General features: G+C 33.8%; 26 protein-coding genes and 1 tRNA gene. 10 read left to right on the top strand and 17 right to left on the bottom strand.

The genetic code is table 11. The features are described 5' to 3' along the window. Window positions 1-436 precede the first annotated feature (436 nt). Together D1866_RS08105 and D1866_RS08100 are read right to left on the bottom strand one after the other, a co-directional pair. On the bottom strand, window positions 437-1,126 hold the full coding sequence (locus tag D1866_RS08105; protein ID WP_152943194.1) for a P-loop NTPase: 690 nt from the start codon (window positions 1,124-1,126) through the stop codon (window positions 437-439). After that, window positions 1,095-1,541 carry a hydrogenase maturation nickel metallochaperone HypA/HybF gene (locus D1866_RS08100; RefSeq protein ID WP_152943196.1) on the bottom strand — a complete coding sequence of 149 codons (447 nt, stop codon included), beginning with the start codon at window positions 1,539-1,541 and terminating at the stop codon, window positions 1,095-1,097. Before D1866_RS08100 ends, D1866_RS08105 begins: the two co-directional genes overlap by 32 nt. 116 nt (window positions 1,542-1,657) lie before the next feature. Here D1866_RS08100 and D1866_RS08095 point away from each other — a divergent pair, with 116 nt between their 5' ends. After that, the gene (locus D1866_RS08095; protein WP_231136277.1) at window positions 1,658-2,404 is read left to right on the top strand and encodes a DUF364 domain-containing protein; all 747 of its coding nucleotides are present in this window, start codon (window positions 1,658-1,660) and stop codon (window positions 2,402-2,404) included. Here the strand turns inward: D1866_RS08095 and D1866_RS08090 are convergent. From D1866_RS08090 to D1866_RS08080, 3 genes are all read right to left on the bottom strand, one after another. After that, a complete protein-coding gene (locus tag D1866_RS08090) occupies window positions 2,401-3,237 on the bottom strand; it encodes an MBL fold metallo-hydrolase (protein WP_152943200.1) in 837 nt (278 codons plus the stop codon). The two genes, D1866_RS08095 and D1866_RS08090, sit on opposite strands and share 4 nt — an antisense overlap. 170 nt (window positions 3,238-3,407) lie before the next feature. Continuing rightward, window positions 3,408-3,998, bottom strand: a complete 591-nt coding sequence (locus D1866_RS08085) for a hypothetical protein (protein ID WP_152943202.1) — start codon at window positions 3,996-3,998, stop codon at window positions 3,408-3,410. Between the two features lie 9 nt (window positions 3,999-4,007). After that, window positions 4,008-5,180 carry a GTP-binding protein gene (locus D1866_RS08080; protein WP_155861126.1) on the bottom strand — a complete coding sequence of 391 codons (1,173 nt, stop codon included), beginning with the start codon at window positions 5,178-5,180 and terminating at the stop codon, window positions 4,008-4,010. A 367-nt stretch (window positions 5,181-5,547) separates the two neighbouring features. Between D1866_RS08080 and D1866_RS08075 the strand changes: the two genes are divergently transcribed. Continuing rightward, on the top strand, window positions 5,548-6,639 hold the full coding sequence (locus D1866_RS08075; RefSeq protein ID WP_152943397.1) for a HoxN/HupN/NixA family nickel/cobalt transporter: 1,092 nt from the start codon (window positions 5,548-5,550) through the stop codon (window positions 6,637-6,639). A 14-nt stretch (window positions 6,640-6,653) separates the two neighbouring features. Here the strand turns inward: D1866_RS08075 and D1866_RS08070 are convergent, their stop codons facing one another. From D1866_RS08070 to D1866_RS08050, 5 genes are all read right to left on the bottom strand, one after another. Continuing rightward, entirely contained in the window at window positions 6,654-6,893 is a 240-nt protein-coding gene (locus D1866_RS08070; protein ID WP_152943399.1) for a hypothetical protein, read from the bottom strand. A gap of 159 nt (window positions 6,894-7,052) precedes the next feature. Then, window positions 7,053-8,291, bottom strand: a complete 1,239-nt coding sequence (gene agl3, locus D1866_RS08065; RefSeq protein ID WP_152943401.1) for a UDP-sulfoquinovose synthase — start codon at window positions 8,289-8,291, stop codon at window positions 7,053-7,055. Window positions 8,292-8,390: 99 nt separating this feature from the next. Further along, entirely contained in the window at window positions 8,391-8,930 is a 540-nt protein-coding gene (locus tag D1866_RS08060; RefSeq protein ID WP_152943403.1) for a TetR/AcrR family transcriptional regulator, read from the bottom strand. A gap of 31 nt (window positions 8,931-8,961) precedes the next feature. Next, window positions 8,962-9,099, bottom strand: coding sequence for a hypothetical protein (locus D1866_RS08055; protein ID WP_196773419.1), 138 nt, complete (start codon window positions 9,097-9,099; stop codon window positions 8,962-8,964). 1 nt (window position 9,100) lies between these two features. Next, the gene (locus tag D1866_RS08050; protein WP_152943405.1) at window positions 9,101-9,307 is read right to left on the bottom strand and encodes an FmdE family protein; all 207 of its coding nucleotides are present in this window, start codon (window positions 9,305-9,307) and stop codon (window positions 9,101-9,103) included. Between the two features lie 90 nt (window positions 9,308-9,397). Here D1866_RS08050 and D1866_RS08045 point away from each other — a divergent pair, with 90 nt between their 5' ends. Continuing rightward, window positions 9,398-10,348, top strand: coding sequence for a glycosyltransferase family A protein (locus D1866_RS08045; protein WP_152943407.1), 951 nt, complete (start codon window positions 9,398-9,400; stop codon window positions 10,346-10,348). Here D1866_RS08045 and D1866_RS08040 read toward each other — a convergent pair. Beyond that, window positions 10,349-10,422, bottom strand: a tRNA-Cys gene (locus D1866_RS08040). A 131-nt stretch (window positions 10,423-10,553) separates the two neighbouring features. Next, window positions 10,554-11,933, bottom strand: coding sequence for a Fe-S cluster assembly protein SufB (gene sufB / locus D1866_RS08035; RefSeq protein WP_231136276.1), 1,380 nt, complete (start codon window positions 11,931-11,933; stop codon window positions 10,554-10,556). Window positions 11,934-12,165: 232 nt separating this feature from the next. Between sufB and D1866_RS08030 the strand changes: the two genes are divergently transcribed. Together D1866_RS08030 and D1866_RS08025 are read left to right on the top strand one after the other, a co-directional pair. After that, entirely contained in the window at window positions 12,166-12,447 is a 282-nt protein-coding gene (locus tag D1866_RS08030) for a hypothetical protein (RefSeq protein WP_152943411.1), read from the top strand. 46 nt (window positions 12,448-12,493) lie between these two features. Then, window positions 12,494-13,651 carry an MFS transporter gene (locus tag D1866_RS08025; protein WP_152943413.1) on the top strand — a complete coding sequence of 386 codons (1,158 nt, stop codon included), beginning with the start codon at window positions 12,494-12,496 and terminating at the stop codon, window positions 13,649-13,651. Between the two features lie 92 nt (window positions 13,652-13,743). Here D1866_RS08025 and tsaA read toward each other — a convergent pair whose 3' ends face one another. Next, the gene (gene tsaA / locus D1866_RS08020; protein WP_152943415.1) at window positions 13,744-14,211 is read right to left on the bottom strand and encodes a tRNA (N6-threonylcarbamoyladenosine(37)-N6)-methyltransferase TrmO; all 468 of its coding nucleotides are present in this window, start codon (window positions 14,209-14,211) and stop codon (window positions 13,744-13,746) included. Window positions 14,212-14,284: 73 nt separating this feature from the next. Here tsaA and D1866_RS08015 point away from each other — a divergent pair, with 73 nt between their 5' ends. The 4 genes from D1866_RS08015 (at window position 14,285) to D1866_RS08000 (ending at window position 17,672) form a co-directional block, all read left to right on the top strand. Further along, a complete protein-coding gene (locus D1866_RS08015; RefSeq protein ID WP_152943417.1) occupies window positions 14,285-15,061 on the top strand; it encodes an alpha/beta fold hydrolase in 777 nt (258 codons plus the stop codon). Window positions 15,062-15,131: 70 nt separating this feature from the next. Then, window positions 15,132-15,752 carry a hypothetical protein gene (locus D1866_RS08010; protein ID WP_152943419.1) on the top strand — a complete coding sequence of 207 codons (621 nt, stop codon included), beginning with the start codon at window positions 15,132-15,134 and terminating at the stop codon, window positions 15,750-15,752. Beyond that, window positions 15,749-16,552 (top strand): Rossmann-like domain-containing protein, encoded by an 804-nt coding sequence (locus D1866_RS08005; RefSeq protein WP_152943421.1) that lies wholly within the window; start codon window positions 15,749-15,751, stop codon window positions 16,550-16,552. The genes D1866_RS08010 and D1866_RS08005 overlap by 4 nt, the downstream gene beginning before the upstream one ends. A gap of 415 nt (window positions 16,553-16,967) precedes the next feature. Beyond that, complete coding sequence (locus tag D1866_RS08000; protein ID WP_152943423.1) at window positions 16,968-17,672, top strand: SRPBCC family protein; 705 nt, start codon at window positions 16,968-16,970, stop codon at window positions 17,670-17,672. Here D1866_RS08000 and D1866_RS07995 read toward each other — a convergent pair. Further along, window positions 17,665-18,336 (bottom strand): class I SAM-dependent methyltransferase, encoded by a 672-nt coding sequence (locus D1866_RS07995; RefSeq protein ID WP_152943425.1) that lies wholly within the window; start codon window positions 18,334-18,336, stop codon window positions 17,665-17,667. The two genes, D1866_RS08000 and D1866_RS07995, sit on opposite strands and share 8 nt — an antisense overlap. A gap of 166 nt (window positions 18,337-18,502) precedes the next feature. Between D1866_RS07995 and D1866_RS07990 the strand changes: the two genes are divergently transcribed. Beyond that, window positions 18,503-19,588, top strand: a complete 1,086-nt coding sequence (locus D1866_RS07990) for a HoxN/HupN/NixA family nickel/cobalt transporter (protein ID WP_152943427.1) — start codon at window positions 18,503-18,505, stop codon at window positions 19,586-19,588. A 4-nt stretch (window positions 19,589-19,592) separates the two neighbouring features. On the opposite strand, the gene D1866_RS07985 is transcribed toward D1866_RS07990, so the two are convergent. Genes D1866_RS07985 through D1866_RS07975 form a run of 3 tightly spaced genes read right to left on the bottom strand, consistent with a single transcriptional unit; the run spans window position 19,593 to window position 22,493 of the window. Beyond that, window positions 19,593-20,348: an ABC transporter ATP-binding protein gene (locus tag D1866_RS07985; RefSeq protein ID WP_152943429.1), complete on the bottom strand. Its 756-nt coding sequence runs from the start codon at window positions 20,346-20,348 to the stop codon at window positions 19,593-19,595. Beyond that, window positions 20,320-21,369, bottom strand: a complete 1,050-nt coding sequence (locus D1866_RS07980) for a FecCD family ABC transporter permease (protein ID WP_152943431.1) — start codon at window positions 21,367-21,369, stop codon at window positions 20,320-20,322. Before D1866_RS07980 ends, D1866_RS07985 begins: the two co-directional genes overlap by 29 nt. Then, window positions 21,363-22,493: an ABC transporter substrate-binding protein gene (locus D1866_RS07975; protein WP_170254155.1), complete on the bottom strand. Its 1,131-nt coding sequence runs from the start codon at window positions 22,491-22,493 to the stop codon at window positions 21,363-21,365. The genes D1866_RS07980 and D1866_RS07975 overlap by 7 nt, the downstream gene beginning before the upstream one ends. Window positions 22,494-22,552 lie beyond the last annotated feature (59 nt).

Raw genomic sequence — 22,552 nt, 5'->3', positions numbered from 1 at the left:
AATTTAGAATTAGGAATAGCTGACAAGTACTTTATCTGTTGTTTTTTACAAAGGATTGAAAGCCTCGTGAAGGAGCGGGAATGATGATAATTTAAATATCTCTTTTTTCGAAATTTTTCCAGTGACACTAACGACGCTTCTTGCTGAATGGGACTGAGGGAGGAGCAACTAGTATCTCTTAAGGGACTAGAGCTATGCGATGATCTCTCTGGGGCTCTCTGACCCTCTCGACTGCGATGTAATCCCGAATCGATGGTGGGAACGATGAGGAGGGAACCCTCGCCTCTGTGAGTCAGGAGGAGTCAGAGATTTAGAACTTACTGACTCAAGATAAATCATAGTTGATGTGATGAAAATTTAACGTTTCTCTAAAAATAACTGAGGTATGCTTATAAGGCATTCAATAAGTTAAGCAAAAAAGCTTTAATGAGTTCTACTATAGCTTTTGAACGAATTCCTTCAGTTTTTCTTTTACAATTCCCTCATAATCTTGAATTCTTCCTATGTAATCTTCAAGGTTAGGGTCTATAGGAAGTCCGAAACCTTCATATTCTCCGAAAGGCTTTACAACTTTTCCGTCGCAGTCCATGTAAGCTAAGTTAACTAAGATTTTAGGTTCTTTACCTCTTTCTCTCAAATACCTTATCAAGTAATCTACGACCCTTTTCGAAATCTTTGAAGGAGTAGTGACAACTATAGGAGTAAAATCTGTTATTCTTTCTAGTACTAAAATCTCATCTCCTAGTCCTGGTGATAGGTCAAATAACACCGTATTACTATCAATATGCGAATATGCTATTAAAGATTCCATTATAGACGATTGATTTTCTCCCGGCAATATCACGTAATTATCTTTTACTATTCCACTTAAACTTACTATTTTCGTAGTTTTAACTTCGAATGGCTCAATACCATTCTTAGTAACTTCGTGCAATTTGCCTTCTAGTCCGAAAAGCTTAGGTATTGCCATTGTGTGAATATCTAAATCGATTAATGTTGTATTTCCTATAGTTAATGCCAGCAATGAAGATATTACGCTCTTACCTACTCCTCCCTTAGCGCTCATTACTGCATATACTCTTTTACCAGAAAGTTTATCCTTGGCTAACTGTCTTAACGGTTCCATTTTCCTCCACCTGGATTTCGTCAATTGTCATATCTTGGGATTCAAGTACAATATCGTGAGAACCACAATAAGGGCATTTTATGAAGGAAGGAGCCAACGCTGGCATGAAATGCATAGGGTATTCTTCTCCAAATTCGGACCTAACGCTATCTATTTGATCCTTAACGTCGTTAAGAGAGAACTCTTTACCGCAGTTTTTGCATTTAAACTTAGGATCCTTAAATCTAACTTCTAATTCTGCCTCATCTAAAACGGAGTCTTTTTTCATCATATCAAATGCCTCTTTCAAGATTTCTACATCTAGAAAAGAAAATGAAGGAACCCCCAACACTACCTTTTTTACCTTTATTTTTTTATCGTCGGCCCAGTTTAATACTGTTCTAATAACCGCATCCGCAACTGACCACTCGTGCATAAGTTATTTACTGCCACATAGTATAAATTATTTTACTCTAAATTAACGGGGATAAATAAGTCTAATAAAAAATATTTATGATAAAACATAAATCATATTGTCATTACTATTTTATTATGCAAAGTAAAGTTATAGATTCGTTAATCTCATACGCTAAGGAAAACGACTATGAAATTAAAAATGTCACAGTAGGTGTGACATGGACTTGTGTACTTTCTAAATACTGCGGAGTTTCAATGACGTATAATACAGGAAACGAGGATTTAGATGTTAAAGGCTTCGGGCACTTAGAAGAGAAGAGAGTTGGAGAACTTGCTGAATATCTTAGGTCGTGGAACCTCTTAGAAGCAAGCGTGGGTTTGGCTGCAATAAACTCAGTTATAGAACCTAAAGGAAATACTGAGGCTAATGGGCTAGATGTTGCCCTAGAAATTGGTAAAGGAAAGAAAATAGTGATGATAGGTAAATTTCCTGGGTTACAAAAATTTAAGGAAGTCGCTAAAGAATTTATAGTCCTTGAACTAAACCCGTTCTTAATAGACCCTTCTCAAGGGATTCTTCCATCTACTGCTGCAGAGACTGTTATAGAAGATGCTCAAGTAGTAATAATAACAGCTACTACGATAATAAATAAATCAATAGATAGGCTTTTGGAATTATCCAGAAGGGCTAACGCTTACGTGATTTTAATTGGCCCCAGTACTCCTATGCTAGATTTAATGTTCGACTTTGGAGTGAACGTATTGGCTGGAATGAAAGTTAACAGACCTTATTCCTTCATAAAGAAAATAAGCCAAGGCTGTGGAATGGTTAATCCTAGCAAGTTAGAAGGGGACGTTTCATTCATTATAAGGACTCGTTAAAACTTTATTACCTTTCCTACGCCGGTATCAAGGAATTTATCCTTATGTTCAGCAATCAAACTCTTTATCAAATTTCCGCTACAGTGCGCAGGGCCTACTTTGCCAAGTTTAAGTAATTCTTCCGATACTTTCACTACTTTATCTTTTGGCGAAGATAATAAATGAAAACCTCCTAGGGCAGCATAAACGTTTTCTCCCGTAACTTCTTTAGCATGATTTATTATATTAAGAATCCCAGAATGACCGCAACCAGTTAAGGCTACTAATCCCTTTTCCGTATTCATATAGAGTGCTGCATCATCCTTCATATGATCTCCAGTAATTGAAGAATCCCTCGCAGTGAATAATCCCGAAGTATATTCATCATAGCCATATCTCTTTACTTCTCCGCTAAAAATTACGCCTTCTGTTATTTCTAAAGGTTGAGAAGTTAAGATCACGTGAAAGTGCTTCTCCATTTCATCTAAGCTCATGGGAATTCCTATGTATTCAAGTTTTCCTGACCAATTCAATAATTTCTTCTCGAAAACTGAGGGATGAGCAATAACTATCTTGCCTTCCAATTTCTTTAATAATTCAGGATTACTGAAACCTCCAGTATGATCACTGTGGCCATGACTTAAGACTATGTAATCAATTTTACTCAGATCTATGCCTAGCTTCTCAGCGTTATAAAGAACTGGATAGCCAGAGTTGCCCACGTCATAAAGTATTCTAGTATCATCAGTTTCTATTAATGCAGAAAATCCCCATTCGCCTATTAAAGGAGGAATTAAGGTTGAGACAAAATTGTCACTTAATATCGTTATTTTTAAGTTAGAAAGTCTCTTCATAAAATTCTCTACCATGAGGTAATATAAAAACTTTAGAGCGAATTGTCGTTGTTAATTCTTGCTAGAGAGCTGATAAATAGCCCTAAGTTTATTTATAGCCTTAAGAAAAATTTTTCTCTCAGGATTCTATATATTAGTATATTGGAAATTTAATAATATAAAAGAGTTTATCATATTAATTTCAAAAACTTAATTGCTGATATTTTGTCAGTAGGTTTACCCATTAAGTTACACGTAATTTTACCACCTATTTTAGAATCTATTACTGGAGCAACTAGAATAACTTCTACGTTATATTTATCCGCAACTGAAAGCGTATCTAGAATTATACTTGGAGTAGTAGGAGTAAATACTATACAATATCCTTTATATTTTGGCATCTTAGTTATGCTCATGTCGGGTTCTTTTTCGTCAATTTTCCTACCTGCATAACTTTCAACTACTGCTTTAGTTTTATCTTGACCAGCTATTATTACAGTTTTCTCCTTCGATGTTTCAAGATGGTCTTTCACTTCCTTAACTTCTACTCTTGGTATTTTATTTGGCATCATATAAGGATTTCTAACAATGAAATAATCCTTAGAATAAAGTAATGATGTAGCAAAAGCGTAAGCAGGGCTCTCTACATATGTATAAATTTGGTCAAAGTCTTTTATTATAGAAAAATCAAAGGCTTTATATTCCTCTCCAGGTCTGATGGTAACTTTTTTGTCAAATTTGACTGCAGGTAAATCTTTACCGTAAGTTATTAGAAGCTTCATTACTTATCCCTAGAAAAATTCTGATAAATCATAGACTTCTTTTATCTTGCGTTTCTCCGGATTTATTACGAATAATTCATTGACACTGATTCCCTCATTTAATAATATATTTCCATACTTGATATCCTTAATGGAATGAACCATAGATGAATAGAGAATATCTCCTTCCTCAAGATTATTCTCTAGGTGAATATTAGTTATAGGAGTTCTAAGCGTGTTAGTATCTTTTAAGACTATTGAAGGCATTGGGTTCTCATGGAATAGCATACCAACAATATCTCCTTTACGCATCATTCTAGTTTCTTTCAATGCATATTCAACGCTCTTAACTCTGTTGGGATAAAATCTCTTCTTTCTTTGCGTATATAATATCTGCTCACTTTGCTTAGGGAGTGACAGTGAGGAATACGCTCTAACTGTCGCTATGCTTCTGTTTACGTTTCTTATTACTCCGAATACGTTTTTGTCGTATATTCTTATTTCTTTTTGTATTGTCCATTTTATTGCGTTTTCTATGAATTTTACTATTTCTTCTTCTTTGTATAGGGCTGATGTTATTATTTTGTCTATTACGTTTATCTTATGTTCTTGGAAGGTGGTGAGTATCATGTTCATTTTTTCTGCAGCTTTTTCTTTTAGTATGTCTTCTTTGTTTATGACTACGAATGTTGGTAGTTTGAAGGCTGAGATCATTTTTGCGTGGTTTTCTGCGTCTTTTTGTGTTGTTTTGTCGTCTGCGAAGTATATTACTGCGTCTGAGATTCTTAGTCCGTTTATTTGTTTGTCAAAGAGGTCGAATTGTCCTCCTATGTCTTGTAGGGAGAAAGTGATGTAGCCTTTTGCGAAGCCGTCTTTGTATGGTGATTCTACGATGACTCTTTCGTATTTTTCTCCTGTGAATTTTAGGTAGGATATTGTTCTGAAGGGGAGGAATTTTCCTTGGTGGTATGCCATTATTTTTTGTGCTGTGTAGATTGTTCTTTCCTCTATCTTCTCTTGTGGTGATATGTAGAGGAGGAATTGGTAGTAGTCTTCTGGTTTTCCGTTTATTTCTGCGTCAAACTTGGCATTTTTTATTGCTTCTTCTTGGTGTTCTAGGAAGTAATTGTTCTTTAGTAGGAATTTTGCGAATGATGTTGTTTTACCGGTGTCTCCGTTGCCAAGCAATGAAATTAAATACATAAAGTATTATAGATTCTCAAATTTAAATTGTTTTTGGTAAGTTCATGGTTTATTTATGAAAAAATACTTAATAAACTATATTAATAATGCGTAGTTCTTCATGTCTATCTTTTCATTATTCGAGTGTATCTAGCAATTTCATTTATTTTACATCTTCTCAAAAACTTGGGTAGTCTCATTTTGTTAGTGTCTTTCTTAGCAAAGCTCATTTATTAATACATTATTTTAATAAAACTTACATAGATTGAAGGCGTTTTTCCTTAAGTTCAACTAATAAATATTGAACTAACAATATTGTTGTACACATTCTATTATTCATAAAAAGGTTTATATACTGGATAGGCTATACATATTAGTGTGATTAAAATTGTTATCAAAAAGCTTGATTAAAACGACGTTATTCTATATTATAGAATTAATAATAACATTGGTTCTTTTTATATGGCTCTTTGATGTTTCATCGGAAGTAGGGAGCGCTGAGGTTCATGTAAAGGGAATTTTTGCCAGCTTTTTTACATTAGGTGTTCTTGCATATCTTTTTGGGTTAAGGCATGCAGTGGATGCCGATCATTTGGCAGCAATAGATAATTCGACAAGAAAGCTTGTGCAGGAAAGTAAACCCTCATTATTTACTGGGCTTTTCTTCTCTCTAGGACATTCTACGGTGGTAATATTATTATCTATAGCCTTAATGATAGCAACCAGAGCGGTAGAATCTAGCATTCCGCAATTAGAGAACATAGGTTCAATAGTTGGAACATTAGTGAGCGGTTTCTTTCTTTACATTATTGGTTTTCTTAACTTAGTAGTTCTTTTTGAAATTTACGAGTTATTTAAGCAAGCAAAACTAGGGAAGCTCGATGAAGCCAAATTAAATGACGCACTATTAAAAAGAGGATTTATGAATAGATATTTCAAAGGATTATTTAAGATAGTTAATAATCAATACTACTTATATCCCATAGGTTTCCTTTTCGGACTAGGATTTGACACAGCTTCTGAAACAGCCCTTTTGGCAATAAGTGCCGGAACTGCTGGAGTGTTTACTAAGATACCTTTGTGGACTCTACTAGTGTTTCCTTTCCTCTTTACTGCGGGAATGACTCTTGTAGATACAACTGACGGATTTTTCATGAACGGCGCATATAGGTGGGCGTTTATGGGTAATCCTATAAGAAAGGTTTGGTATAACTTGACAATGACTAGCATTTCAATTATTGTGGCTTTCCTTGTAGGTTCCTTAGAGCTCTTGGGCTTAATTCAATCTGAGTTCTGTCTAAGTGGATGGTTCTGGAATATTATAGCACTAATAAACGGTGATGTATGGTGGGGCAACGTTGGTATAATTATTATATCAACTTTTGCCGTAACGTGGATAATATCAATCATTATATATAAGTCTAGAATTAGTAAATACGAGAAGCAGTTTAATGATGAAAAGAAATTTAATAATTTATGAAAAATTCCCAATTTTTAAATTATTCCTCTTGTGGATTCCTCTCCTTTTTGTTTCCCTGGCGCGGTTTCAATAACAAAGCATGGATCTTCTCCTTTCTTTATATGCATTTGTTGATGCTCTAAAGCCATAGATGCAGGCATTACTTGATTATCTAATTTACATCTAAGCATTACATCGACAACCATTACTACTGGCTGTTCTGATGTGGGGAATTGAGACGCGGGCATTATTGTAGGAGGATTTTTGTGCTCCATTAGCTAATTATCAATAATCTCGACTATAAAGATTTCGGTATTAGGCATTCAAATCCTTTATTATAAACTATAAATATGATTTTAAATAAACAATTTGATAAGATAAAAATATTAATTCGTAATTAAAATTCTCGAAAAACAAAGCACTTAGATGATAATTCATAATTCCTTTATTAAATCGAATCTATTTTTATCATTTCTTCCGTTTCTCCAGTCAGTCTTTACGTTAGTCCATTCGCTAAAGTTCTTTAGTCTATCTCTATATTGGTAAAGATCTGTAAGTATCGAATATATCTCATCTTTTAGAAACCTCTTTTGTTCATAGCCAAGGCTTGGAAGAATTTTCCTTTCTGGATTATAATAATGCTCCTCCATTTCTACCCTTGGATTTCTAACGTAATGAATCTTTGGTCTGTAGCCGAATAATTCTTCTGTAGCATTAGCTATTAACATTGCTATTTTCTCTACACTGTATAATTCCATAAATTGGTTAACAACTCTGAACTCTCCTTCTTTAGGTGGGTTATTAATTAAAATTTCTAAGGCATTTACGCTATCTTCAAGAGAAATAAAACCTCTGGTTTGACCTCCTTTTCCATATACTAATAACGGCAATCCTAAAATTGCTCTAACGGCGTTTCTATTTACTACAGTCCCCCAGGCTTCGTCAATGTCTATTCTCGTTCTTAGGCCTTCTATCACGTTTTCACCGTCCATCATATCTGTGGTTCTAGTACCGTACACAGGACCTTGATTTATATCTGTAACAGTTATTCCCCATACTTTATTTGCAAATAACAAGTTGTGTGAATCGTGGACTTTACTCCAGTGATACCATGACCCTGCGAATTTTGGGACTGGAATCATGTCACTTTTACCTTTATATTCAAATTTTACGTAAGGAGACTCCGGTATGTCGTAGTTAGGTGTTCCATATTCTCCCATTGTTCCCATTTTTAATATGTGGATTTCTGGGTGATCTTTAACAGCATAAATTAGCCTCATTGTCCCTTCTATATTATTGTGCATTGTGTATATAGCATGATCCTCGTCTATCATGGAATAGGGCGCTGATCTTTGCTCTGCAAAGTGCACTATTGCGTCGGGTTTTACTTTATTAATGTAATCTCTTAAAACATTAGGTTTAGTGATATCATTAATTACGAAATCTATTGGCCCAATATATCTCTTAAATATATTTCTTCTTTCCTCGACTGACGGCAGTGGAAATGCTGAATCCCCACCTACTTCCATAGCCTGTGTTCGGGTTATTAGATTATCCATACCATATACTTCATGTCCTTTCTTTCCTAGTCTTAACGCTAGGGCCCAACCTAGATAGCCGTCTATTCCTAAAATTAACACTTTCTTAGTTTCCACAAATATAATGAAAATCATCTGTATTTAAAGATATTGGTAATTTTATTTAGATAAAAATTACATATTGATGAAAAATTTTATGTTTATAAAGTAGGAGAATATAATTTAATATACTTACTAAGATTCTTTTACTTTGATTGTCCTAAGAAGTGTGTTAATATAAATTTCCTTTTCTATATTATGCGGATTTATTACGTAACAAAGAAGACCACCCAAGAAAGACCTTATTTTAACTAGATCTTCGCTGTTCTCAGAATTGAAGACTTTTAAGCTTATTTTTCTTACTAGTGAATCACATAATTCTCTGATACAATCTCCTAATTCTTTATAAATATTCATCGCAGATAAAGTATGCAAGAAAAGCTTCCTCATAGTAGGATTCTCATATTTCTCTAGATACTTATTTCCTATGCATTCTAAGATTTTTTCTTCATTTTTGATGCAACCTTCAACAATATCTAACGGAATACTTTTCTTTGCCACTTCTAGAATTAATTGATCTTTAGTTTTGAAATGCCAGAAGATTATACCCTTAGATACTCCAGCTTTTTTGCTTATCTCCTCTACAGAAGCTTTAAAGAAGTCCTCTTCTGCAAAGACCTCAGCTGCTGCTTGTAATATTTTTTCTCTCGTAACTTCTTCGTTTCTTTGTCTCATAATTCATTATGGTACATTAAAGTTTAAATGCTTAAACTAACCCCACTAATATTTTTATTAGCACAAACGTTATTATTGTATATTTTACTAATACAGTTCTCATTTTATTCATTAAGTATGACCCTGTAAACCCTCCTAGGATTCCGCCAAATAGTATTACTATCCACAAATCATAACTTATTCTCCTTAAAAGGAAGAGGTTGATGATGCTCGTCACCAGTCTCTGAAAAAATGTAAGTATTCGTGTCTTTTTCCTTTTCTATTCCTAGTAGTTTCAAAGCATATTCTCCCGCTAAATAACCTAATGGCATCGCAGGACATCTATGCCCATGAAACTCGAATGTCCAATCTGGAATTTCATGTTTTGTGCCTTGCATTCTGTTTCACGTATTAATTGACTAGTCAGTCAATTATATAAGACTATCTATTTATAGGTTTAAATATATTAAACGCAAGAATTATTGGACATGACAAAATTATTCTCGATTATTATAACGGCTCATAATAGAGATAGATATGTAAAATATGCTATAAATTCAGTACTAAGTCAAACTCTTAAGGACTATGAGATAATTTTAGTAACTAATCTAAATATACCTGGATTAAGTAATATAATTAAAATTATTTACGATAATAACGAATATCTAGGTGAAAAGGTATATAAGGGATTTTCCGAGAGTGAAGGGAATATAATCTGCTTCTTGGACGATGATGATATGTTTAGAGTAGATAAGTTAGAAAGAGTTAATTCATTATTTAGATTTTTTAAGGGAACAATATATTATCATAATAATTTTGCTACGATAGATGATAAGGGTCATGAAATAAGAGTAAAAGAAGATTACTTAAAAGTTCCTCCATACGCTAGTTTATATACGCTGAACTACCCTATTATCTTGGAACATACCCATACTACAAACATTAAATATCTAAAGAGGCTTAATGCAAACTTTAACTCAAGTTCAATATGCGTAAGTAAAGAAGTCATAAATGAGAATGTTAAATACCTTAGAAGGATTAAAGCGATTATAGATTCTTTCCTCTTTTATTCTTCATTGAAGATGGAAGGGAAAATACTTCTTGATCCAGAGCGATTAACTTATTATAGGATACACGATTTCCAAACGAGCTCTGGAAGTACTCAAGGAGTTAATGAATATAAAAAGTCACTTTCTAACCTTTTTAGCAAGGCTCTTGAAGACTCTTACGTTATTAAGGAAATGCTTGGGAACAATGATATTGTAGACGAGGATATAACCACGTACTTCTTACTTTATAACATATTCTCTGGAAGGAAAATTAATGGTAACTTGAAGCTTAGTAAGTCGACATTGAAGTATTTTATTCTCTCAATAATGCCTTATTTCATACGAGAGATTTATATAAAGGGACAATTTAATAGGAGATTAAGGTATTAAAGCCCCCGGCAGGACTCGAACCTGCGACTTCCGGCTTTGCGGGCCGGTGGTCTACCGTGCTGACCTACGGGGGCATAATAAAATATAAAGATTATCGAATAAAAAGTTTTCTCGCCTTAACAACGAAGTTTTCTTTTTAAACCATCTACATATATTAATACTGTTTATTAAGTAAAAAATCATTTGTTTCCATTTAACACTTACTTCACGCTAATGCTCCGATCTTATCTAATTCAAGTCTCATTAAATTATTAAGCATTGTAGCGTATTGGAATGGAAATTCCCTTATTATATCATCCATGAAGCCTGTCACCAACATTGATAACGCTTCCTTTTCCTCAAATCCTCTATTCTCTAAATAGAATAACTGATCTATACTCATCTTTGCCGTATATGCCTCATGAGCTACCTCGGCAGTATCCTCGAAGACTTGATTATGGGGGAACGTATAAGCCCTGCTTTTCTCATCTAACACTAGAGAATCACATTTAACATATGCCTTTGAATTTTTAGCTCCTTTCTCAATTTTAACCAGTCCCCTATAGCTAGCGTTTCCACCATTAAAGCTTACGCTTTTGCTGATAATTTTACTCTTGGTATTGGGTGCTCTATGAATCATTTTAGAACCGCCTTCCTTCCATTCTCCTTCCTCTCCGGCTAAAGTGAGTAACATGCTTGTTGATGATGAATTTTCTCCTTCTAATATTGTTGAAGGATAGCTAAAACTATGATACCCGCCTAATGATCCTTCTATCCAATGAAGATTTGCATTTCTATATGTTATTCCTCTTTTATTACTAATATTAATTATATTACTGCTCCAATTTTGAATTGTGATATACTTTACTCTCGCGTTATCCTTAACGTAGACTTCAACTCCACCGTTATGAATTGAAGACGTAGATAACCTAGGTGCAAAACACCCTTCCACATATGTTACAGAAGATCCTTCATCAGCTATTATAATAGTATGCTCAGCCTGAATAGTGTTTTCGCTACCAATTATGAATATTCCCTCTATTGGTATTTCCAAGTGGACCCCCTTGGGAACGTAAACAAATACTCCGCCGCTCCATGTAGCAGCGTGTAGAGCCGCAATTTGATATTGCGAGTCCAAGGCATTCATAAAGTAGTCCTTTAATATATCATATTTCTTAACTGCTTCCTCCATCGGCATCATTATTATTCCTTTTTTCTCCAGAATTTCCTGTGATTTGGAATATATGGCCTCAGAGTCTAAGATAGATACTGCTCCAGCAAGGAACTTCCTTTCGGATTCTGGAATTCCAAGTTTATCGTAGTACTCTTTGAGAGATTGAGGTAATTCCTCGTAACTACTAGCCTTAATTTTAGGCTTAGTATAGATATTATAATTTGACAAGTCAAGATCCACGGGGAGCCAGTTTGACTTAGGAAGCGATAAAGCTTTTTCAAAATATTTTAACCTAAGCTTTAGCATCCATTCTGGTTCCTTTTTTAGTTTAGAAAGTTCAATAATAGAATCCTTTGATAATCCGTAGAGCCTATCTCTCTCGTAGTCTAGCTTTATGTCGTATTCATCTATCACGAAATTTTTACTTTCCATATCTTTAACACTGTTAAAGATATATATAAACATAAGCCTAAACAAACTGTTAATATAACATTTTATTTTTAGAAACGTTTATATTGAAAATTAGATTAAAGATAGGAATAATACATTAGAAATGCGTATAAAGCCCTCCCTAACCGAATAGCGAAAAGACTATTGTGCATAGAAAGATTTATTAATTTCGATATCGAATTAGATATCGGTGAAAAAAATGTTTGGTGGATTAATGAGATTCGGCGGATACCAAGTGCTTGAAGCTCTAAAAAGCGGTCCAGTAAAGATATCTCAGCTAAGGAGCTCAGTTCCGCTATACGGCAGTGCTTTCGACTTCGTATTAAGCCAATTAGTGTTGGCAGGATTGGTCAGAAAGTTCGAAAAAGATGGAGAAGAGTATGTGGAGCTTACCGATCTCGGTAAAAGCTTTCCATATTACTGGGGCTACGGACCGTATCCTGGATATGGGCCATTTTATGGGCCTCACCACCATCACGGACACCATGGTTGGTGATAAAAGGTAATTTCTCTTTTTTAATTTTTAATATATGTGACCAATTATGAAAAATGACATGGGTTTTAAATATTTAGTTTTTTCAAGAATTTTTAGAAGTATAGGAATAATTTATATTACATTAGTATCACCCTTATATCTTAAATTCATAGGCTTTTCCTTAGTGTCAATTGGTATTATATTTCTATTTATAATTCTCTTTAATACAGTCTTAGTCTTCGCACTAGGTCTTTTGGGGGATAGAATAGGCTACAAGAGAACTCTCATAATAGGGGATTTGTTTCCTTTCTTATCAGCAATTTTACTTTTTTCTAGTTCCTCAAAAGCTATTATCATTAGTTCTCTGCTTATGGGAGGCTTAGGTGGAACTGCAGGAGGAATGAGGGGAGTCTTTTCTCCGGGCTTAACTGCGTTAGTAGCAAGTAATTGGAAGAATGATTTTGAAAGGGTAAAAAGGCTTGGAATTCTAACTTCTGCTGCGGCATTTTCTAGCATAGGTGGAAGTTTACTATTATCAATAAAGGCATTTCTGCCTTTCTCTCTAGAGTTAAAATTTAGATTTCTTTTCTTAATATCTGCAATGCTTTTGGGATTATCTATACTAAGCTTGTTTAGAGTATATGAAGTAACCAGACCTAAAAAGAACTCAAAGATAATGCGATTATCTAGCTTAAAATACAGCGGAAAAGTTATGCTATCTAATTCTCTATCTGGAGCAGGAGTAGGGTTGGCGTTACCATTGTTGCCATTGTGGTTTGAATTAATGTATAGAATGTCTTCTTATTATATAGGGATAATTTATAGTATATCATATTTAGCCACAGCTTTAGGCTCGTTCTTTGCATCTAATTTATCTAAATGGATAAACATTTTGGACATAGCCTCTTGGACTAGAATATTAAGTGGCATTTTACTAGTCTTTATCCCGTTTTCTTCACCACTTATAGGTAGTTTTATCTATATACTCAGGAGCCTTATAGCCGGTTTTGGTTCACCGAGTAGATCTACAGTAAACATGAAAGGTGTATCTACAGAAGATTTCGGTGCAGCATCAAGTATTCAAGGTATCGCATCTAGAACTTCTCAAGCTACCGCTGGTGCCAGCGGATATTTAATGGAAATATACCCGCCTATGCCACTCATCGTTGGAGGAATATTACAAGCGATAAGTGGATGGATATATCTGAAAATGTTAAAACAATAAATTGGACTATATAAAATACAATTCAATTAAACATATCTCTAATAGCCTAATCTAGTTATGAATAATAAGTGCAAGCGCGCATTTATAAAGGTTTAAACTTCACTGTGTAATTTCTTGCTCCATTCTGGAACTCTTACGTCCTTAGGCAGATATGGATAGTAACCTTTAAGATCTAGTATCGGTGTGCCGTCGTATAAATCTAGGCCGTCAACGAAGAGCAGATTGTCTTGTCTCTTTATTAATTTAACAATTGTAATTCCTATGGGGTTTGGCCTTACTGGAGAATGCAAAGCAAACACTCCTAAAGTAGGTAGCTCGCTTAACTTAAAACCCAGATCCGCCATTCTTAGAGGTTTTACAACAAGGATTTTCCTTTGATCTTCGGTGATTTTATGAAGCCAAGATACTACTATTATATGAGAGAAATTTTCTATACCTATTAGACCTTCTTTAAATTCTTTATAAACTTTTATTATTCCTTTTACTCCACCTTTCCACATGTTCTTATTGACTTCATCTTCTGACGGACCTATAACTACTCCTATTGGTCTAAGTTCCATATATAAAAATATGCATGGAAATATATAATTCTAGTGGTGTAAAGCATAAAATCATGTTCTTATCATTAATTCTATGCTAGAAGAATTAATAGGCAAATACGCGGAAGTGAAAGGCATAAAAATATATTATGAAAAGATTGGTAATGGAAAGCCGTTAGTTATGATTCATCCTTCTGGTTTTGATGGCAGATTTTACCATAAATTATTGAATTTTATAACAAGAGATATAACTACTATAATAGTCGATTTACCTGGTCACGGGAAATCGGATGTAGACCCGATTCAATTAAGTGGAAAAGAGAATGCAAAAGTGGAATTTTATGGAGACTATGTAATTCAATTTATAAAAAATCTCGGGCTAACTAAATTTTCTGTGCTAGGTACGTCGTTAGGAGGAGATATAGCATTAGATGTTGGAATGAGAGGAAATGCTGAAAACATAATAATGATCAGTAGCTCTATTAATACTCGTAGTACTTTTACAGAAAAAGATATAGAAAATTCAAGTAATTCCGATCCTCAAAGGATAATGCGTTTTGCAGGACCTAATGTTGATAGAAAGCTTGTTGAAGAACTAACATGGATTAGGAGTACAAATAGCCTTGAGATGCTGAGATGGGATCTTTATGCTTGGAATAATTTTGATTATACTAAAAAATTGGAAAAAGAAATAAATACATTAATTATAAGAGGTGAGTACGATCCTTTGGTTTCAAAAAAGATGATTGAAGATACTTGCAAATATATAAATTTGTGCAAAAGCCTTGAATTTAAGGGAGTCGGGCATTACGTTCCGGCAGAAGATCCTAAGAATACTGCGAAGGAAGTAGAAAAATTTGTATTGAGTTGAAATTTAATCTAAGACGCTAGATACTGCTAAGACAGTGCTTTTAAATTATATATAATTAGAAATATTTCTTATGAACTATAAATACTTGTTTAGGGCATTTAATGGGGCAATAGGTTTAATAACAATATATAGTTTTGTTCACACTTTTTTAGTCCCCTTTCCCGCTCCATTGTTCGTTAGAATTGCAGGTCCAGGAGGTTTATTTTTAGGTGGTACAATTGCATTAACAAGCGCTATAGCACCAGATAAATTATATGCCTTATTTACAAAAGAGAAATACGGTAAGATAATTAGAGGGACCATAATCCTTTTTGTCATATATATGATCGGAACAGTGGAAATATTCTTTGCTCCAAAAAATTATGTTGGTGAGTTAAGCGGGGTCGTCTCTTCCGTTTCGTTTACGATTTTACTTCCATTAATTGTTTTTTACTATAATAAGATAAACAAAAATATAGTTTATATAATGATATTTTTGTTAATACTAATGTTAGCTTTTTCACTTCCTAAGCTAAATTCGTTGGCACAATTACTGGGTCCTGCAGGGCCTCCAGGATTATATTTTACTGGAGCGTTACTATTTCACATTTATTTTGAGCACACATATACGTTGGTTTTTGCTAACGTTATTGCGCTCAAACCTAAAGTGTTACAATCCTTATCAAGACTTAAGGAGAGGTTATTAAAGTGATACTCGACTTAATAAAAAGGAATGTAGCTGATTATTTACAAGAACATGAGTTATCATTAAAAATAGTAGATGCGGTAGTGGGATATTTTTATACTATAGTAGTTACAGAAGATGAGGACGGAGAGAAATATATAGGACTCAATATAACGCCTTCTTTCGAAATCTCGGATATTCTTGAAAGAAGGAATAATCCAAAGTTCTATCCTTCTATCCAAGAAGAAATCGAACTGTTGACCTCCGAAAGCTGGATAGAGAGATCACTTGCTTTGGCAACTATAAATTCTTTAAGCCAAAAGCTTTTGCGTTTTCAACGAGTAAATAATACTAACGAGTGGATTATAAGGAAATTATACGATGTTCGTTCAAGTAAAGTTGCAATTATAGGTAATATGCCTCCAGTAATAAGAGAGTTGAAGAAATACTTTGTAGTTTATACGTTTGATAAGAAACTATGCGGGAATGTAATGTCTGAGTCCCTAGAAAAAAGAGTTCTTCCTCAAGTTGATGCAGTAGTAATGAGCGGAGCAGTAATTATAAATGAGAGTATAGACGAAATTCTTGAATATGCAAGGAATTCTAAATTGAACATAATAATAGGTCCTTCAGCTCAAATTCATCCGATGTTTATAAAGGGCGTAAAAATACATTATTTAGGCAGTACAGCAATAATTAATAATAAGGAGGAAGCAGTGCAATTATTAAAATTAGGCTATACCAGAGGAGTGTTTTATGACTCCAAGTACTCAGTGCAATATTTTGTATCTAATGAGGATTCCTTCACTACCAGTACTGAGCAGTAATCTTTGCATAATCTTACGGATAACGGCTTTAAGCACATAGCTTCACAGACATTTATGACAATATCTAGGTATTCTTTAGGGATATCTATAATCAATTTCTCTCCTAAATTTAGTTCCTTAGCGTAAGTGAAGATTAAATTTGATATATTTCTACAATCATCTACCTTACAATCTATCTTCTTCATACAATATTAAATTGTATCTAAGATTATATATTCCTTGCGATAAGATTACTTAATTAATTAAACCTTATTTTATATTTACTCTAAAAATGAAAATCTCATTACATCAACATTGAACTAATGAGATTAGAATTCGTAAAAACAATAATATTGTCCAATATTAAATTAAGGATTATAGATATAAAAATAAGTTTAAATAGAAAAGATAGATATTTATTATATAGTGCACTGTAATGATAGATGTGAGCTATGAATTTGAATATAATGAGAGTCCAGGTGTACTAATGGAATATTTAAGCAATCCTGAAAATTGGGTGAAGTATTTTAGACCTGCAAAAAAGATGGAAAAAATAGGACCAGACGAGTGGATACTTTACCTTCATTGGTTTAAAACTGTAAAATCTAAGCTAACTAGAGTGATAAGTAATAATGAGAGCGAGTTCATAGTAACCTCATTAGGTTGGCCGAAATTTAAAATGGCTTTAAAAACGTATATTTTACCGTCTGGAAACATGACTAAGGTTAAGATTGAATTCATTTATGACGGCCCATTAGAAGGCACATCTAAAAAGGAAATGGAGGAGGCGTATAAAACTATAACTATTAATTTAGATGCGGATTTAAAAAAGTACTGTGAAGAAAATAAGTGTTACACTAAAGAGAAGGATCATAATGAGAAAGTATTTGATAGTGTATCTATTAAAGGGTTAAAAATTTATGAAATGAAAACTGTATTAAAGAAGGAAATCCAAAAATCTGAATTGGATAAAATTTTAGATCAAGCTCTTATGGATAGCATAGATAAGGACGTTGTGGTGATAATAGAGAACGGTAATGAGATTGTAAGGTTTCATTTTTCAAATGGCGATCTAGTTGAAAAAGAAGGTAACTTAGATGCTCTGGGAAATACCTTAAAAGTTCTAGTTAAATCTACTTAGTACCAATGATGATGTATACTGAGCCCAGTCCTACTTCCTTAAATCTCGTTACTTTAAATTCACTTGATATAATTTTTTCTACATCATTATTATACGGTACACTCGTATATATATCAAATATTCTAGAATATCCTTTATAATATTTAGCTCCTGTAGATAAGAATGATAAAAATGGAACAAAATACTTCATATAAATATATAATAAACTTCTTTTAATAATATTCTTAGGTTTACCTATACTTACTATCCCGATGCACCTTGAAATTCTTTTCAATTCCTCTACGGTCGTTCTCATATTTGTAGACGCATGAAAGGAAAAACCCATTATTACTGCATCAAAAGAGTTATCCCTAAAAGGCATATATTCAAATGTTCCTATTACTTTATCTACTGACAATTTAGCCTCTTTTATCATAGTTTCTGATTGATCTAGAAGCACTACTTTTGCATTCTTATATTTTAATAACGTCTTAGTCATGTTACCTGGTCCAGATCCTGCATCTAGAACCTTATGTATATTCTTACAATCTTGCAGTAGCATTTTTATCGTGACTTTTCTCCATTTTTCTATGTTGCCCAATGTAACGAATTTATTTCCTCTCTCATATACCGGGGCTATTATGTCGTAAGCCTCAATTATCTTCTTCCATTTATTTTCTTTCATTCGAAATCTTAGCGTTAATTTCTATCTAAATTATTTTCTTTTCTCTCAGCTCTAATATCTATGTAAAATTACGTTAAATTTAACAATGTTTAACGTATTGGCATTGCGTTTCCTTATCAGAAATGCTTAAAAATTTACACTGGTATGAATTAGTAAGGTAAAAGGTATGAAAAGCAATAATAATCCTTTAAAATCTATAGGTAATAAAAATCTGTTCTTCATAGCTTTATTCTATATAATAAATATAGCTCTTTCAGTTTATTTATTTTATTTTCTATTTAACTTACCTAAGACGAGCATAAAAGTACAAACGGATAACGGAGAAATTGTAGGTACGTTCATAACGTTAGGAGTTTTGGCCTACACATTTGGGCTAAGACATGCAGTAGATGCAGACCATCTTGCGGCAATAGATAATACTACTAGAAAGCTACTGCAAGAAGGCAAAAATCCATTTTTCATAGGCACTTTCTTCTCTCTTGGACACTCGACAGTCGTAATCCTTTTAAGTGTTATGCTAATGGTTGCTACAAGATATGTGGTAAGCAATTTGAGTAATATAGAAAATATAGGCAGCATAATCGGTACGTTGATAAGTGGAGGTTTTCTCTATATAATAGGATTCTTGAATTTATTAGTTGTATTAGAACTTTATAATATATATAAGACTGTAAAAAAGGAAAGAATAATTGACGATCAGAAGCTTAATGAGATATTATTAAAGAGAGGCTTTATGAACAGATTTTTTGGCAAACTTTTTAAAATAGTCACTAAACAGTGGCAAATGTACATAATAGGGTTTCTATTTGGCTTGGGTTTCGATACTGCTACCGAGGTCGCTATCTTGGCGATTTCCGCTACCTTGGCAGGAGCTTTTGCCAGCATACCGCTTACTACTATTTTAGTTTTGCCAATATTGTTCACGCTTGGTATGACGTTAGTAGATACGGCGGATGGGATATTTATGAGGATGGCCTACGGTTGGGCATTTAGGAACACGTTAGGAAAGATATGGTATAACTTAACCATGACCTTAATTTCTATAATCATAGCTTACGGCATAGGCACTATAGAACTGCTGGGTTTAATAGCTTGTGAATTTGGCTTCAGTGGATTCTTCTGGGATCAAATTATTGCTTTAAATAACGTATATTGGGAAACCATAGGATATTATATAATAGGAACTTTCGCCATTACTTGGATTATATCCGGGATTTTATATAAATATAAAATTAAAAGGCAACAGTTCTAGAAAACTAATAGTAGAAGATAACTATTTTCTTATTTTTATCTACTTCTGCATCAATTTCATATACAAGTTTTATTATATCCGTATTGAACACTTCGTCCGTCTTGCCTATTGCTACAATTTTTCCATCCTTAAGAAAAATTGAAATATCAGAGTATCTGTAAGCCAAGGTTAGATCATGTATAGAAATAATAATTATTTTATTTGAGAGTAGACTTATTCTCTTTAGTAGTCTCATCACTTCCGATGAAGCCTTTGGATCTAAGTTTGAGGTAGGTTCGTCAAAAAGCAGAACATTTGCCCCAGAAGCTAAAGCTCTCGCAATGTATATTTTTTGCAACTGTCCCCCGCTAAGCTCGGTCAACAATCTGTCCTTAAATTGCAACATCCCAACCTCTTTTAATGCATCGAGAGCAATTCTCTTATCCTCTTTAGAATAGTCAAAATCCACATAAGGCCTTCTAGCAGTAAGCACAAACTCAAACGCTGTAAGTTCTGAAACTTCTAACTTTTGTGGCACATAACCCAAGAGCTTTGCAACGTCTTTTCTACTAAGCTGATGTACTAACTTACAATTGACATATACGGAGCCGTTATTAGGTCTTAAGAGTCCATCAATAGTCTTTAGCAATGTAGTTTTCCCAGACCCGTTAGGTCCTAATAAAGATATTACAGAGTTCTCTTCAAGAGAAAAAGTTACATTATTGAGAACTTTTACGCTCGAGTAACTTAAGCTAACGTTGGAGACTTTTAGCGTTACCACCCATCCTCACCACTGCTAAGATTATAAGAATAGGTGTTCCAATGAATGATAAAATTATACCTACAGGTATGGTAATTGGCATTATTATGATTCTTCCTAGTAAATCTGCTACGAGAAGTAATTCTGAACCAACTAAAGCGGATGTAGGTATTAAATATTTATGACTTCCACCTACTATTAATCTTCCTAAATGCGGAGCTACTAATCCTAGAAATGGTATTACGCCTATGAAAGACGTTGGCACTGCCTCTGCTAAGGCAACCAGCAAAGTACTAATTAGCCTGAATTTCTTGGCGTCCAATCCAGAGGATTCAGCTATCTCGTCACCTAAAACGATAAGATCTAGATCTATTGAAAAGTAATAGAACAAAGGTAATAGGATTAGTGCGGAGATACCTATTATATAAACTTGTTGCCATCCTGCCCTACTAAGATCCCCGAAAGTCCAGAAAACAATTATATCTACTTGTAGGTCGTTCAAGAATAAATACTCACTCAGAGATAGGATAGCTTGATAAACAAAGCTCAAAGCTATGGCAGATAATATTAATGCTCCAGAAGACATTCCAAGAGCTCTAGATAGTAATATTATTAAGAAAACTTGAAGCAATGCCATTAAAAACGCAAATAAAGGCAAGATAAATGGGGATTGCAATAGGAAGAAAGACATATTTGATGAAATTATAAGTACTAACGCAACACCCAACGCAGAAGCTTGCGGTATGCCTAAAGTAAACGGTGATGCTAAAGGATTTCTCATTGTCCCTTGTAATACCGCTCCACTTACTCCCATGAGTGCACCAGCAAATATTGCTACAAGTGCTCTTCTGAGCCTTAAACTCAGTACGGCAGATAACGGGCTATCATATGGTATCTTGTTAGTTAAGAAATCAAACACTTGAGAAAATCTCGTAGGATAATAACCTAAATTAAGGTAAATAAAAAATGTAATAATAAGCAAGAAAACTAGAACAAAAATTAATTTCTTTCTATGTTTTAATATAATTTCAGTTTTTAACATTGGAAATAACCTGAAATATTAACATAGCCAGGAGCATATTTTAAATAATCAGAGTAAATATTAATTCCTAGGAACTTTGTATAAATTTCATTAGCTAATGAAACAATATCTACATCGCTGAAATTATCTGGGTACAGAATTTTGCCAATGTAATATGCGGATAGAAATTCGTTAGTTACATTAACTTGGTACCATCTATACGGTAAAAGCCCATATACGTTCCCGTTTTTAAAAGCATTTAACGAGCAAAACTGTTGTTTATTTTGAGAAAATTCTGAAATGACTGTCTCAAGATTTCCTTCGTCTATAAATACAAATTCAGGCTGTGTTTCTAATAAGTAACTAAAATCTATATTATAAAAGCCTGGAGGCCATCCTAAGTTATCGACTACGCTCTTCGTATTAATTAAGTTTAGTACTTCAAAATCAACGTCAGTGCCTAGGAATCCTTCGGATCCAGTTTTATAAGGCAACCCCCCTACATAGACCGAAGGCCTATAGGAAATATCACTCGTTCTGCTGTTAAGGTCACTCACTAAGCTATTAACGTATTCATTCAATTCGTTCGTCCTATCTGTTGTTCCTAGTATTTCTCCGAGCAATGACATGGAAGATTTAAACGTGTTAGGGCCCAGTTCTCCAATCCGTTTAGGAGAAAAAGTGTATACGACTATAACTGGAATTTTTGTTTCTTCTTGTAGTTGGTTAGGATCCATAACTTGGGCATAAAGTTGATCTTCTATTATCACCTGTGGTTTAGCTGTCAGTATTGCAGAAGGATCAGGAGTTGCGTTTGGTCCTCCTTGTCCTATTATAGGTAGTCCTTTAAATTTATCATGATATGCTAACCAGCAGTCTTGTCCCCACATGTTCCTAAGCTCTATTTGTTCTATTCCAGAAATTTTATCTAATCCTCCTGCATAAATTACCATCCCTAACGTACCTGGTCCTAATGCTACTACTTTGTTGATTTCTTTAGGAATGTATACAGTCCTTCCCTTAGAGTCAATTATTTTAACCTCTCCACTGTAATTGTTTCCTTCGTTATCAAAATATACAACCCCGCCTACAATAGATGCTAAGGCTAACGCAGTTATAGCTATAATAAAATCTCGTCTTTTCATATGAAATATGAACAGATGGATATATTTAAAAATGTTCATAATAATATCGGCTTATCTAA

This window comes from Acidianus ambivalens (assembly GCF_009729015.1).
In the GTDB taxonomy this organism is placed as follows: domain Archaea; phylum Thermoproteota; class Thermoprotei_A; order Sulfolobales; family Sulfolobaceae; genus Acidianus; species Acidianus ambivalens.
Note: the sequence above shows the minus strand (reverse complement) of the source record. Positions and strands in the feature narration are given on the sequence as shown.